Origin of the sequence: Streptomyces sp. NPDC101152 (assembly GCF_044768275.1) — a bacterium.
Taxonomy (GTDB): Bacteria; Actinomycetota; Actinomycetes; order Streptomycetales; family Streptomycetaceae; genus Streptomyces.
The window spans coordinates 17238-31362 of sequence record NZ_JBIWPO010000022.1 but is presented as its reverse complement, the minus strand read 5'-3'; the positions used below and the strand labels follow the sequence as shown (position 1 = coordinate 31362).

Here is a 14125-nt window from a genome sequence, read left to right as displayed (position 1 = left end):
AACGGGCGTCACGTCGACGGGTGGATGGCCCCGCCGGTCGCGGTGAGCGGGGTACCGGTGCCGCCCCAGCGCAGGGCGACGATCTCGGCGGCGACGGACACGGCGACCTCCTCGGGCGTACGTGCCCCGAGGTCGAGGCCGACCGGCGAGCGCAGCCGGGCCAGCTCGGCCTCGGTGAGCCCGGCGTCGACCAGGCGCTTCATCCGGTCGTCGTGGGTACGGCGGCTGCCCATCGCGCCGATGTAGGCGGCCGGCCGGCGCAGCGCCTCCTCCAGCAGCGGCACGTCGAACTTGGGGTCGTGGGTGAGGACGCAGATGACGGTGCGTTCGTCGGTGTCGGTGCCGCGCAGGTAGCGGTGCGGCCAGTCGACGATCACCTCGACGGCGTCCGGGAAGCGTTTGGGGGTGGCGAACACCGGGCGGGCGTCGCAGACCGTGACCCGGTAGCCGAGGAAGCTGCCGACGCGGGCGACCGCGGCCGCGTAGTCGATGGCGCCGAAGACCAGCATGCGCGGCGGCGGGGCGAAGGAGTGCAGGAAGACGGTGACGGTGTCCTCGCGGCGTTCGCCGTGCGGGCCGTAGTGCCGCAACCCCGTGGCTCCGAGGGCGAGTTCGCCGCGCGCGTCGGCGGTGACGGCCACGTCCAGGCCCGTCGACCCCAGGGTGCCGACGACCTCCTGCGGCCAGACGGCGAGCGTCGCGCCGACGGCGGCGGGCCCGTCCGTCACCGTCGCCAGGGTCACCGGGCGGCCCACCGCGACGGACTCGGCCACGGCCGCGAACCCCGGGTCGCTCTCGTGTGTCACCGGACGCACCAGCAGGGTGATCTCGCCGCCGCAGGTCAGCCCGACGGCGAACGCGTCCTCGTCGCTGTACCCGAACGTCTCCAGCCGTGCCTCGCCGCTCTCCACGACCTCCTTGGCCAGCTCGAACACCGCGCCTTCCACGCAGCCGCCGGACACACTGCCCACGACCTCGTCACCCGGCCCGACCGCCATGGCGGCGCCCGGATCGCGGGGCGCGCTGCGGCTCACTGCGACGACCGTCGCGAGTCCGAAGGGGACCCGCGCCGTGTACCACTGGCTCAGCGTCGGCAGGATGTCACGCACGGCCCGCTCCTTCCCTCGGGGCCGGCTCGGCCCCTCGTACCACCGCCGCGAGTCGCTCCAGGGCCGCCATGCTGTGCCCTTCGATGAACGCGTCCACGCTCGGCAGCGCCGCCGCCATCCCTGCCGCGAGCGGCGCGTAACCGGGGCGCGCCTTGCGCGGGTTGGCCCAGATCACCCGGTGCGCCAGCCGGTGCAGTCGGCGCATCTGGGCGCCCAGCAGCTCCGGATCGCCCCGCTCCCAGCCGTCCGACAGCAGCACCACGACCGCGCCGCGGGCCATGCCCCGCTGCCCCCAGCGGTCCAGGAAGTCGCGCAGCAGCTCCCCGAGCCGGGTACCCCCGCGCCAGTCGGGCACCGCCTCGGCGAGCGCGGTCATCGCCAGGTCGGGGTCCCGGTGGGACAGCTCGCGGGTCACCCGGGTCAGCCGGGTGCCGACCGTGAAGACCTCCGTACGGCCGCCTCGCGCGGCGGCGTGCGCGAACCGCAGCAGGGCGTCCGCGTACGGCGCCATCGACCCGCTGACATCGACGAGCAGCACGACCCGCCGGGGCCGCTCGGCCCGGCGGTGCCGGCGCAGCCGCGCCGGTTCCCCGCCGCGCCGCAGCAGCTCCCGCACGGTCCGGTGCGGATCGACCTCCCCGCGGCGGGCGGGCCGCCGCCGCGCGCTGCGTCTTGTCTCGCCGGGCAGGGTGAACGCGGCCAGCAGACGGCGCAGTTGCTCCCGGTCGGCGGAGTCCAGCTCGGCGACGTCGCGATGGCGCAGAACCTCGGTGGAACTGGCGAGGGCGGCGGTGGGCGGGGCGTCGTGACGCTCGTCGCGCGCGGACGTACCGGGCGCGGGGCCGCTGCGTACCACCAGCCGCAGCCGGGGCGGGGGAGCGGCGGGCGCCGTCCGCCGGGCGCGGGGTGCGTCACCGAAGTAGGCGGCGAAGACCCGTTCGTAGCGCTCCAGGTCGTCGTGCCCACCGCACAGCGTCAGACGCCCTGCCCAGTACACGTCCGCCCGCATCCCGGGCCCGAGCTCGTCCACCGCGCGCAGGAACGTGTGCACGCGCTCGGCGCCGGCGTCGACACCGGCGGCCCGCAGGGCGCGGGCGAAGCCGAGGAGGGCGGCGTCGGCCCCGGGCCCGTGTCCGCCGTCCGCGCCGTCCACGGTCCTCACGCCCCCCGGGCCGCGAGCACCGCCGTCAGATCCAGGCCCCGCGCCCGCTCGGCGTCCTCCCGGTACTTCAGCACCGAGCCCAGGGTCGCCACCGCCAGCTCCGCGTCCACCTCGGTCGCGCCCAGCGCGTCCAGCGCCTGCGCCCAGTCGATCGTCTCGGCGACGCCCGGCGGTTTGAGCAGGTCCTGCGAGCGCAACGCCTGCACCAGCGCGGTCACCTGCTCCGCCAGCCGGGCCGAGACACCGGGCAACCGCCGCCGCACGATCGCGAGCTCACGGGCGAAGCCGGGATGGTCGAACCAGTGGTACAGGCACCGCCGCTTGAGCGCGTCGTGCACCTCACGGGTGCGGTTGGAGGTCAGCACGACCACCGGAGGCACCTCGGCACGCAGCGTGCCCAGCTCCGGAATGGTCACCGAGAACTCCGACAGCAACTCCAGCAGGAACGCCTCGAACTCGTCGTCCGCCCGGTCGATCTCGTCCACCAGCAGCACCGACGGAGTGGTCTCCAGCGCCTTCAGCAGCGGCCGGGCGACCAGGAAGCGTCGGTCGTACAGCTCGCTCTCCAGCCGCTCGGCGTCCCGCACCCCGGCCGCCTCGGCGGCCCGCAGGTGCAGCAGCTGACGGGGGAAGTCCCAGTCGTACAGGGCCTGCGAGGCGTCGATGCCCTCGTGGCACTGCAGCCGGATCAGCGGGGCGTCCAGCGCCTCGGCGAGGGCCGACGCGAGGGCGGTCTTGCCGACGCCGGCGTCCCCCTCGCAGAAGATCGGCCGGTGCAGCCGCAGGGCCAGGAAGCAGGCGAGGGCCAGTCCGTCGTCGACGAGATACCCCGTCGCCTCCAGACGGGCCCGCACCTGCTGCGGACCGCTCATCTCACCGATCGCCGCTCACCCCATCGCGGCGGCGGTCAGTACGGCGCGCCGGGTGAGGACGCGGGCCAGGTGCTCCCGGTACTCGGGCGAGGCCGCGGTGTCCTGCGACGGCCGGGTGCCCTGCGCCGCCGACTGAGCCGCCCGCGCCACCGCCTGCGGGTCCCCGGCACCGGTCAGCGCCTCCTCGGCCGCGGAGGCCCTGAGCGGGGTCGCGCCCATGTTGGTCAGGCCGATGCGGGCCTCGGCGATGTGCCCGTCGTCGCGCCGCACCAGTGCGGCCACGCCGACCGTGGCCCAGGACTGCGCCACCGGGTGGAACTTCTCGTAGTGGAACCCCCAGCCGTCCGCCTTCGGCAGCCGCACCTCGACCAGGAGCTCGTCGGGTTCGAGGGCGGACTGCAGATAGTCCACGAAGAAGTCGCCGGCCGCGATGGTGCGCCGCCCGCGCGGTCCCTGCGCGACCAGTTCGCCGCCCAGCGCCAGGATCACCGCGGGCAGGTCCCCGGCCGGATCGGCGTGCGCCAGGGAGCCGCCCAGGGTGCCCCGGTGCCGTACGGCGGGATCCGCGACCGTCGCCGTGGCGGCCGCCAGCAACCCCGCGTGCCGGCGCACCAGCGGGCTGGTGACGACGTCGTGGTGGGTGGTCATCGCGCCGATGACCAGCGTGTCGCCGTCCTCGCGCACCCCGCGCAGCTCAGGGATGCGGCCCACGTCCACGACCAGCTCGGGGAAGGCCAGCCGCAGCCTCAGCAGCGGCAGCAGACTCTGCCCGCCGGCCAGCACCTTCGCCTCCTCGCCGGCCTCGGCGAGGGTGCGCACCGCCTCGTCGACGGTGGCCGGACGGGCGTACTCGAACGCCGGAGGAATCATGACCGGGCCTCCCTCACCGCTCGCCACACCCGCTCGGGAGTGCAGGGCATCCGCACGTCGTGCACGCCCAGCGGCCGCAGGGCGTCGACGATCGCGTTGACCACCGCCGGCGTGGACGCGATGGTCCCCGCCTCGCCGACCCCCTTCACGCCCAGGGGGTTCGACGTCGCCGGCGTCTGGGTCCGCTCGGTCACGAAGTCGGGCAGGTCCGCCGCCGACGGCACCAGGTAGTCGGCCATCGTGCCGGTGACCAGGTTGCCCTCGTCGTCGTAGACGGCCTCCTCGTACAGGGCCTGCGCGATGCCCTGCGCGAGCCCGCCGTGCACCTGGCCCTCGACGATCATCGGGTTGATCACCCGGCCGACGTCGTCGACGCAGACGTACGACCTGATGTGCGTCCGCCCGGTCTCGGTGTCGACCTCGACCGCGCACAGGTGGGTGCCGTGCGGGTAGGAGAAGTTGTCCGGGTCGACCAGGTGCTCGGCGTTGATGGTGGGCTCCATGCCGTCCGGCAGGTCGTGCGAGGTGAACGTCTCGAAGGCGACCTCCTGGATCGTCTTGCGCGCCTCGGGGGAGCCCTTCACGGAGAAGACGCCGTCCGCGAAGTCCAGGTCCTGTTCGCTCGCCTCCAGCAGGTGCGCCGCGATCTTCCGGGCCTTGGACACCACCTTGTGCGCCGCGTGGTGCACGGCCACGCCGCCCACGGCCAGGGACCGCGAACCGTAGGTGTCCATGCCCTGCGGAGCGGCCTTGGTGTCGCCGTGCACGACCTCGACGTCCTCGAAGGGCACCCCGAGCACGTCCGCCGCGATCTGGCTCCAGGAGGTGACATGGCCCTGCCCGTGCGGGCTGGTGCCGGTGACCACCTCGACCTTGCCGGTGGGCAGCATCCGGATGGCCGCCGCCTCCCAGCCGCCGGCCGCGTACCGCAGATCGCGCAGCACCCGGCTCGGGGCGAGCCCGCACATCTCGGTGTACGTCGAGACACCGATGCCCAGCCGGACGGTGTCCCCGCGCGCGTTGCGGTCGGCCTGCTCGGCGCGCAGCTTGTCGTACTCGAACAGCGCCATCGCCTTGCCGGTTGCCGCCTCGTAGTTGCCGCTGTCGTAGGTCAGCCCCGCGATCGTGGTGTACGGGAACTCCTCGTGCCCGATCCAGTTCCGGCGCCGCAACTCCACCGGGTCCATGTCCAGTTCGGCCGCCAGCTCGTCCATGATCCGCTCGATGGCGTAGGTGGCCTCGGGGCGGCCGGCGCCGCGGTAGGCGTCGGTGGGCGTGCGGGTGGTGAAGACGCCGGTGCAGGTGAAGTCGTAGGAGTCCATCTTGTAGATCGCCGGGTACATGAACGCGCCCAGGATCGGGATGCCCGGGGTGACGAGCATCAGGTAGGCGCCCATGTCGGCCAGCAGGTCGACCTTGAGGCCGAGGAGCCTGCCGTCGCGCGTCGCGGCGATCTCGAGGTCCTGGATCATGCCGCGCCCGTGGTGGGTGGCGAGGTACCCCTCGGAGCGGGACTCCGTCCACTTCACCGGGCGGCCGGTGCGCCGTGCGACGGCGAGGGCGATGGCCTCCTCGCCGTAGACCTGGAGCTTGGAGCCGAAGCCGCCGCCCACGTCGGGCGCGATCACGCGCAGCTTGTGCTCGGGGATCCCGGTGACGACCGCCAGCATGATCCGCAGGATGTGCGGGATCTGCGTGGCCGAGTACAGGGTGTACTCGCCGGACGCGGCGAGCGGGCTGACGACGACCGCGCGAGGCTCCATCGCGTTGGGGATCAGGCGCTGGTGCACGTACCGGCGCTTGAGCGTGACCTCGGCGCGCTGCCGTACGGTCGCGAAGTCCTCGCCGGTCTTCAGCGGCCAGACGTAGGAGCGGTTGGTGCCCTTGTCGGAGTGGACCAGCGGGGCGCCCTCGGCGAGCGCGGCCTCCAGGTCGAGCACCGGGGGCAGCGGCTCGTAGTCGACCTCGATCGCCTCCAGGGCGTCGGCGGCCGTGTACCGGTCGCGGGCCACCACGACGGCCACCGGATCGCCCGCATAGCGCACCTCGTCGACCGCGATCGGCGGGTGGTCGGGCAGCACGATGTCCTCGGTGACCGGCCAGGCGCAGGGAAGTGAGCCGAGTCCGTCCAGGTCGCGCCCGGTGAACGCGGCGACGACGCCCGGGCGTTCGAGGGCGGGGGAGACGTCGATGCGCTGGATGCGGGCGTGTGCCATGGGGCTGCGCAGGATCGCCAGGTGGAGCAGTCCGCCCACGCTGATGTTGTCGGTCCAGTTGGTCTGGCCGGTGATCAGCCGGGCGTCCTCCTTGCGGGGCCGGGCCCGGCCCACCTCGGAGGTGACGGTCTGGTCGGTCATGCCGACACCTCCTGTCCGGAGGCGGCCAGCACGGCCCGCACGATGTTCTGGTAGCCGGTGCAGCGGCACAGATTGCCCTCCAGGGCGTGCCGCACGTCGTCCGAGGAGGGGTGGGGGTTCTCCCGCAGCAGGTCGCGGGCCGCCATCAGCATCCCCGGGGTGCAGTAACCGCACTGCAGGGCGTGCTTCTCGTGGAACGCCTTCTGCAGCCCGGTCCACTCGCCGTCGCGGGCCAGTCCCTGGACGGTGGTGACCTCGCCGCCGTCCGCCTGGACCGCGAGGACCGAGCAGCTCTTCACGCTCACGCCGTCCAGGTCCACCGTGCAGGCCCCGCAGTTCGAGGTGTCGCAGCCGATCGGGGTGCCGGTCAGGCCCAGGCGGTCACGCAGGTAGTGGATCAGCAGCAGGCGGGGTTCCACCTCGTCCTGGTACGTCGTGCCGTCCACTTTCACCGAGATACGGGTCATGTGCCCTCCCAGGAGACGTGGCGTGATGTACGTCACTCTAGGACCGTCGGCGGGAGGCGGCGAGTGCTGAGCGGGGTTCGTTGAGCGTTAATCCATCGCTGTCGTGGGCAGAAGATCAGGGTCCGGAAATCCTGAAACTTACTCATGAGTCAGAAGTATTGACGGTGTCCGGAAATCCCCGGACTGTAGTGGACATGCCGAATATCCGGACACGTCTGCTCGTTGTGCTGGTTGTCCTCTTCGGATCCCTGACGACGGCGGGCGCCGCGTCCGCCTCCGCCGTGACCCCCGTCCCCGACTCCCTCTGGTTCGACGGATCGACCCTGACCGTGCAGAACGGCAGATTCGTCGACGGCAACGGCCGCGAGGTCGTCCTGCGCGGCTACAACGTCTCCGGCGAGACCAAGCTGGAGGAGAACAGCGGTCTGCCCTTCGCCTCGGTGGCCGACGCCCAGAAGTCGGCGACGGCGCTGCGCGCGCTCGGCGGCGGCAACGCGGTGCGTTTCCTGCTGTCCTGGGCCCACGCCGAACCCACCCGCGGCACCGTCGACACCACCTACCTCGCCGCCGCCACCGACCAGATGCGGGCCTTCCTGGACGCGGGCATCCGGGTCTACCCGGACTTCCACCAGGACCTCTACTCCCGCTACCTGTTCAACTCCGGCAGCTGGTACACCGGCGACGGCGCCCCCAAGTGGGCGGTGGCACTCGGGAACTACCCGCAGGAGTCGTGCGGAATCTGCCTGTTCTGGGGGCAGAACATCACCCAGAACCAGGCCGTGACCAAGGCCCAGCACGACTTCTGGCACAACACCTACGGCCTGCAGGACGCCTTCCTCGACACCGCGCAGAAGACCATGGCGTACGTCGGGCAGCATCTCAGTGGCGCGGAGTTCGCGGGGGTCGTCGGCTTCGACCCGTACAACGAGCCGTTCGCCGGCAGCTACGACTCGGGGCAGACCAGTCGCACCTGGGAAGAGGACCTGCTGTGGCCCTTCTACCAGAAGTTCCGGGCCCGGATGGACGCGGCCGGCTGGCAGGACAAGCCCGCCTTCGTCGAGCCGAACCTCTTCTGGAACGCCAACATCGACTCACAGAAGCAGGAGGGCGGCCTCCTTGACGCGGGCACGCTCGGCCCGCGCTACGTCTTCAACACCCACTTCTACGACCAGAAGGCCATCTCCGGGGTGTTCATGTGGGGCAACGCCTCCGACGGCCAGTACGCGACGGACTTCGGCACCGTCCGCGACCGCGCCTCGGCCGCCGGTACGGCCGCCGTGGTGAGCGAGTTCGGCCATCCGCTGTCCGGTTCGGTCGCCGGCAAGGCGCCCACCGTCGACAAGGCGATGTACCAGGCCCTCGACTCCCGTCTGCCTGGCTCGAGCTGGTGGAACAACCCGTCGGCCTCCGGTCCGGTGCTCTCCGGCAACCAGTGGCAGTGGGACATCTACAGCGGCCGTCACCACGAACAGATGAACGACAACCCGAACAAGGTGCAGACCTCCGGTGACGCGTGGAACGACGAGGACCTCTCGGCCGTCAGGCTCGACGACTCGGGCGCCGCGACGCTCCGTCAGGACGCCCGGCTGCTCGACCGGGTCTACCCGAGCGCCACGGCCGGCACCACGCTCGCCTTCACCTACGAGGACCGCTCACGCGACGGCTCGACGACCCTGACCTGGAACCCGGTCCCCAGCTCGCTCCCGAACGTGTCCCAACTGGTCGGCTCCGGCCAGTACGGACTGCTCGTGTGGCGGTCGGGCTCCGGCTCTGCGCCCACCGAACTCCACCTCCCCGCCTCCTTCCCGACCGCGACGACCACCGTGGTCTCCGACCTCGCCGCGACGTACGGCCCCCCCGCCTACACGGCGTCGGCACCGGTCGCCGCGGCCCCCGAACCGGGCGGCACGGGCAGCCGTCGGCTGCTGCTCACCGACACCGACTCCGGCATCCTGCACTACGCCCTGGTGACCAACGGGGCGACCTCGCCCTCGGCGAGCCTGCTGGCCGCGGCGAAGTCGGAACTGGCGGCCTGGACGGCGGCCCACTTCTGACGCCTGCGGGCACGACGACGGCGCCGGACTCCCCGTCCGGCGCCGTCGGTGGTCGGTGACGGATCAGCTCGTCGGGCCGGTCCAGTCCGCCTGCACATGGCCGAGCCGCACCCGCTGCGGGTGGTCGCCCACCGGCACGGACGTCACCTTCTGGCCGGTGGCGAAGTCGATCGCCGTGACCTGGTCGGCGCCGCTCTCGGAGATGATGCAGTCCTTTCCGTCACCGCTGACGGTCGCCCAGTACGGGGTGGACGCCGTGACGAGCGGCCCCTCCTGCAGGGTGGCCCGGTCGACGACGGTGGCGTAGTTGTCCATGGTCCCGGCGACGCACAGCTTGGTGCCGTCGGGGCTCATCGAGATGCCGTGGTGGCGCGAGTCCAGCAGCCAGGTCGTGCGGTCCGGGTTGGTCGCCGGGTTCGCCGGCAGTGTCTTCACCCGGGTGATCTTGTCGGCGGCGATGTCGTACTCCAGGAAGCCGTTGAAGAACGACACCTGGAAGTACATCTTCGACCAGTCGGGGGTGAAGGCGGCGGGGCGGATCGCGGAGGAGAAGTCCTTCAGGCCGATCGCGTCCAGCCGGCTGCGCATGTCGATCGTCTTGACCGTCTTGTACGTGGTGGCGTCCACGATGGTGATGTGGCGGTCGCCCTTCGTCCAGTCCGCCGACGGGTCGTCGAGGGAGGTGGTGACCTCGCCGATCGACATGTTCCAGATGTATTTGCCGCCGTTGGTGAAGACGTTCTCGTGCGGCTTGTCACCGGTGGCGAACTCGCCCAGTTCCTTGCCGGTGTTGATGTCCAGAACCTGGACCTTGTTCGCTGTGGAGGCGGACACCGCCACCCTGGTGCCGTCGGGGGAGACGGCCATGTGGTCGGCACGGTAGCCGGCCACCGGGAAACGCCAGTTGATCTTGTCGGTGGCGAGGTCGATGGAGACGACGTCGGCGAAGCTGGGCCGGGAGACGACCACGGACTTGCCGTCCGGGGTCGAGTACATGTCGTCCACGTACTGGTCGTGGCCCTGCCCGACCTCGTTGCGGATGGCCGTGTAGTAGATCCACTTGATCGGGTCGGCGTTGATCTCCGCGATGCGCTGCGCCTTGTCGGGGACGACGTTGATCGCCCCGACCTTGGCGAAGTCGCCGGACGACTTCAGGACGGTCGCGGTGCCGTCCCAGTTGTTGCCCACGAACAGCACCTCGCGCAGCCCGGCGGACGAGTCCGCGGTGGCGGCGGTGGCGGGTGCGGCGAAGGTCAGGACGAGGGCGGCGGCTACGGAGCAAAGGTGCCTGGATCTGAAGGCAGGCATGAGTGCTCTCTCCTCTGTTGACGGGGCGGGCGTGATGAGGGCATGCCAATGGAATCGATGGGCCGAATCTGAAAACAAGCGCGTTCAGACTCGTACTTACTGGAAAGTAAGGAGCGGGTGCCCTTCTCCACAAGACTGCGTACACGACAAAATCAAGGGATCACAGGACGAGGGAGGCTCAGTGGCGGGCAGGCTCAGGGCGCCGACCGGGCGGTACGGCGGCAAGACCGCCGAGCAACGGCAGGCCGAGCGGCGCAGGAGGTTCCTGGACGCCGCGCTCGAACTCTTCGGTGCCGACCCCGGCTACCGGGCCACCACCGTCGCGGCGCTCAGCGAGGCCGCGGGGCTGTCGACCCGTCAGTTCTACGAGGAGTTCCACACGCTCGAGGACGTCCTCGCGGCGCTGCACCTCCAGGTCAACGACTGGGCGGAGGCGGCCGTCCTCGCCGCGTTCGCCGAGGCGGAGGGCCGTCCCGTCGCCGAGCGTGCCACGGCCGTCTTCCGTGCCTACGCGGCGAACGTCACCGGCGATCCGCGCCGGATCCGTATCACCTTCGTCGAGATCATCGGCGTCAGCCCGCGCATGGAGGAGCAGCGCCTGGCCCGCCGCTCCCGCTGGGTGGACCTCATCTGCGCGGAGGCGGAGACGGCGGCCGCGCGCGGAGAGGCGGCCCCGCGCGACTACCGCATCGCGGCCACGGCCTTCATCGGCAGCGTCAACGGGCTGCTGCACGACTGGAGCGCGGGCTGGGTGAACGCGACCCTCGACGAGGTCGTGGACGAATTGGTCCGCCAACTCCTGGGCATCCTGCGCCCCCCGGGCTGGACCCCACCGACCACTTGACGCTTCGCCCTCCTCCGCAACCCCGACGAGGCCCACGCCACCCCACCCGCCGGACCACTGCCCGACGCCCGCCGCCCCTCCGCGGAGGCCAGGCCCGCTGGCCGGCTCGCCGCCCCGGCCATGACGCCCAGGCCGCAGTCCTGCCCGCCGCCCCAGGCCGGCCGCGCCCCCGGAGCCCTGCCGCCCGAGCCGCGGCGCCGAGGCCTGTCGCCCCGGCCGTCGCCGCCCCGGACGGTTCCTCGCCAGAAGACCCCCGCCTGAGCCATGGCCCGCCGCGCTTTCCGTAGGCGATCGGCCTGAGGCATTTCCCGCCGTTCTCCCGGCCCCCACCGCCCACCACGCCACGTGATCCCTCCAACGGCTCAACGGAGGCCCGCGTGGGAGGCGCGGGGGCGTGGGCGGTGTGACCTTGGTGGAAGGCATGGGCGTGCATGCGGAGACGAGGAGGCGCGATGCCGGACGGATCAGTCGCGGGCGGCACGGTGTCCGCAGTCACCACGGGCGCCACGGATCCGCCTCCCGACCTGTCCCTGGGCGCCTTCGAGCAGTTGGGCGCCGTGGCCGACGCCGTTCTCTACGAGGGCTATCTCCTCTACCCGTACCGACGGTCCTCGGCCAAGAACCGCGTCCGCTGGCAGTTCGGGGTGCTGTTCCCGCGGGACTGGGTGGAGCGGGACGGCCCCGTCGTCCCCGGGGTGTCCGGCTCGGCCGACTCCTGGTACCAGCAGACCGAGTGCCTGCTGAGGATCCGCCGGCCCGACGCGCTGCTGCGGGTGCGGCTCCGCTACCTGCAGCTGCAGCGCAAGAGGGTCGAGGCGGCCGACGCCGGCGGCGGTCACCGCGCGGTCGAGTCGCTGTCGCTGCCGGCCGAGGACGGCACGGTGCACCTGTCGTTCGACGAAGCCGTGCCGTGCGAAGCGGACATCGTCATCCCGGTGGACGACCTCCTCGACGTCGAACACACCGTCGCGACGGGAGCCGCGGCCGGTGTCGACATCGAGGCCCTGCCGCAGGACGCCGGGCGGGTGGTGCGCCGTCGGGAGGAGGTGCGGGCGAGTACCACGGTGAGTGCCGAGCGGCTCTCTCACGACCTGTGCCGGCTCCGGGTGCGCACCACGAACACCGGCCCCGCCCCTGATCCGCGGACCTCGCGCGACGAGGCACTGTGCCGTGCCCTCATCGCCACCCACACCCTCATCGGCGGCGACGGCGTCGAGTTCGCCTCGCTGATCGATCCGCCCGAGATTCTGCGCGGTCATGCGGACGCGTGCCGGAACGAGTTCACCTTTCCCGTCCTCGGCGGTGAAGCGGAAGGCGATCCCCCCGCCGGCACGGGCGCCGTCGGGCACGTCCTGCTGGCCTCGCCCATCATCCTTCCCGACCACCCGCAGGTGGCCCCCGAGAGCCCGGGTGACCTGCACGACGCGGGGGAGATCGACGAGATCCTCACCCTGCGCACCATGTTGCTGACCGACGAGGAGAAGCGCGAGGCACGCGCCACCGACCCGCGGGCCGCCGCGATCCTCGACCGCGTCGACACCATGCCCCGCGAGGTCTTCGAACGCCTGCACGGCGCCATCCGCTCCCTGTCGCCGGTCACCCCGCCGGCCCCGCCCGCCGGACGCGCCGCCTGGTGGCAGGAGGGCGCCGACGACGGTCTCTCCCCGTCCACCGACACGGTGTCCGTCGACGGCGTACCGCTGGGCCGCGGCAGCCACGTCCGGCTGCGCCCGCGGCGACAGGGCGCCGACGCCCAGGACATGTTCCTCGCCGGGCGCACCGCCGAGGTGGCCGGCGTCTTCCACGACGTCGACGGCAGCGTGCACCTCGCCGTCACCCTCGACGACGACCCCGCGGCCGAACTGCACACCTGGTACGGCCGCTTCCACTACTTCCGTCCCGACGAACTCGAACCCCTCAGCCCGACCGACTCCGACACCCCCCGCAGCGGAGGCCGTTGACATGACAACCCACAGCAGTACCACCGAGGTCAGCGGCGAACCCGACCGCGCCGAGGACCGACAAGGCTTCGACGAGATGACCATCCTCTGGATCTCCGAGGGCATGAGCTGCGACGGCGACACCGTCTCCCTGACGGCCGCCGACCAGCCCTCCATCGAGGACCTGGTGCTCGGCCTGATCCCGGGCCTGCCGAAGGTGAACCTGGTCAACAAGGTGCTCTCGCCCAGCCTGGGCGGCGAGGACTTCCTCGCCCCCTACCGGGCGGCCGCACGCGGTGAGCTGGCCCCGTTCATCCTGGTCATCGAGGGCTCGATCCCCAACCAGAACATCATCGAGGGCGACGGCTACTGGACGTCCTTCGGCAACGACCCCGAGACCGGCGAGCCGCAGACCCTGAACTGGTGGATCGACCAACTCGCCCCGAAGGCCTGGGCGGTGGTGGCCGCCGGCACCTGCGCCACCTTCGGCGGCATCCACGCCATGGCCGGCAACCCGACCGGCTGCATGGGCCTCGCCGACTACCTGGGCTGGGACTTCAGGTCCCAGGGCGCCCTGCCCGTGGTCAACGTCCCCGGCTGCCCGATCCAGCCCGAGAACTTCATGGAGACCCTGATCTGGGTCCTCTACCACGCCGCCGGATCCGCTCCGCCGCCCCCGCTTGACCACATGCTGCGCCCGCAGTGGCTGTTCGGAAAGACGGTCCACGAGGGCTGCGACCGCGGCTCGTACTACGAGCAGGGCACCTTCGCCAAGGACTACAACTCGCCCAAGTGTCTGGTCAAGACGGGCTGTTGGGGTCCGGTCGTCAACTGCAACGTGCCCAAGCGCGGCTGGATGGCCGGCCTCGGCGGCTGCCCGAACGTCGGCGGCATCTGCATCGGCTGCACCATGCCCGGCTTCCCCGACGCGTTCATGCCGTTCATGGACGAGCCGCCCGGCGGAACGCTCTCCTCGACGATCGTCAAGCCGTACGGCGCCGTCATCCGCCGCCTGCGCGGCTTCACCAACGAACTGGTGAACCACGAACCCAGGTGGCGCCACAACAAGCAGAAGCTGACCAGCGGTTACGACCCCCACTGGCGGCCCTGACAGCGCGCGAGACCCACCCCACCACGGACCG

General features: G+C 71.8%; 11 protein-coding genes. 4 read left to right on the top strand and 7 right to left on the bottom strand.

Annotated features, from left to right (window positions below; genetic code table 11):
• Positions 1–8: 8 nt before the first annotated feature.
• From ACIRVK_RS25950 to ACIRVK_RS25925, 6 genes are read right to left on the bottom strand one after another with little or no spacing between them, the layout of a single operon-like run.
• On the bottom strand, positions 9–1109 hold the full coding sequence (locus tag ACIRVK_RS25950) for an XdhC family protein (protein WP_404250976.1): 1101 nt from the start codon (positions 1107–1109) through the stop codon (positions 9–11).
• Positions 1102–2271 (bottom strand): VWA domain-containing protein, encoded by a 1170-nt coding sequence (locus tag ACIRVK_RS25945; protein ID WP_404250974.1) that lies wholly within the window; start codon positions 2269–2271, stop codon positions 1102–1104. The genes ACIRVK_RS25950 and ACIRVK_RS25945 overlap by 8 nt, the downstream gene beginning before the upstream one ends.
• Positions 2268–3143, bottom strand: a complete 876-nt coding sequence (locus ACIRVK_RS25940) for an AAA family ATPase (RefSeq protein WP_404250972.1) — start codon at positions 3141–3143, stop codon at positions 2268–2270. Before ACIRVK_RS25940 ends, ACIRVK_RS25945 begins: the two co-directional genes overlap by 4 nt.
• A 15-nt stretch (positions 3144–3158) precedes the next feature.
• A complete protein-coding gene (locus tag ACIRVK_RS25935; protein WP_404250970.1) occupies positions 3159–4013 on the bottom strand; it encodes an FAD binding domain-containing protein in 855 nt (284 codons plus the stop codon).
• Positions 4010–6370 (bottom strand): xanthine dehydrogenase family protein molybdopterin-binding subunit, encoded by a 2361-nt coding sequence (locus ACIRVK_RS25930; RefSeq protein ID WP_404250968.1) that lies wholly within the window; start codon positions 6368–6370, stop codon positions 4010–4012. The genes ACIRVK_RS25935 and ACIRVK_RS25930 overlap by 4 nt, the downstream gene beginning before the upstream one ends.
• Positions 6367–6837, bottom strand: coding sequence for a (2Fe-2S)-binding protein (locus tag ACIRVK_RS25925; RefSeq protein WP_404250966.1), 471 nt, complete (start codon positions 6835–6837; stop codon positions 6367–6369). Before ACIRVK_RS25925 ends, ACIRVK_RS25930 begins: the two co-directional genes overlap by 4 nt.
• 194 nt (positions 6838–7031) lie before the next feature.
• Here ACIRVK_RS25925 and ACIRVK_RS25920 point away from each other — a divergent pair, with 194 nt between their 5' ends.
• Positions 7032–8891 (top strand): endoglycosylceramidase, encoded by a 1860-nt coding sequence (locus ACIRVK_RS25920; RefSeq protein WP_404250964.1) that lies wholly within the window; start codon positions 7032–7034, stop codon positions 8889–8891.
• Between the two features lie 63 nt (positions 8892–8954).
• Here the strand turns inward: ACIRVK_RS25920 and ACIRVK_RS25915 are convergent, their stop codons facing one another.
• A complete protein-coding gene (locus ACIRVK_RS25915) occupies positions 8955–10199 on the bottom strand; it encodes a YncE family protein (RefSeq protein WP_404250962.1) in 1245 nt (414 codons plus the stop codon).
• 181 nt (positions 10200–10380) lie between these two features.
• On the opposite strand from ACIRVK_RS25915, the gene ACIRVK_RS25910 reads away from it, so the two are divergent.
• The 3 genes from ACIRVK_RS25910 to ACIRVK_RS25900 all read left to right on the top strand — a co-directional run bounded on the left by ACIRVK_RS25910 (position 10381) and on the right by ACIRVK_RS25900 (position 14094).
• Positions 10381–11043: a TetR/AcrR family transcriptional regulator gene (locus tag ACIRVK_RS25910; protein ID WP_404250960.1), complete on the top strand. Its 663-nt coding sequence runs from the start codon at positions 10381–10383 to the stop codon at positions 11041–11043.
• 452 nt (positions 11044–11495) lie between these two features.
• Positions 11496–13004 carry a hypothetical protein gene (locus tag ACIRVK_RS25905; protein WP_404250958.1) on the top strand — a complete coding sequence of 503 codons (1509 nt, stop codon included), beginning with the start codon at positions 11496–11498 and terminating at the stop codon, positions 13002–13004.
• Between the two features lies 1 nt (position 13005).
• The gene (locus tag ACIRVK_RS25900) at positions 13006–14094 is read left to right on the top strand and encodes a hydrogenase expression protein HypE (protein WP_404250956.1); all 1089 of its coding nucleotides are present in this window, start codon (positions 13006–13008) and stop codon (positions 14092–14094) included.
• The last annotated feature ends 31 nt before the right edge of the window (positions 14095–14125 follow it).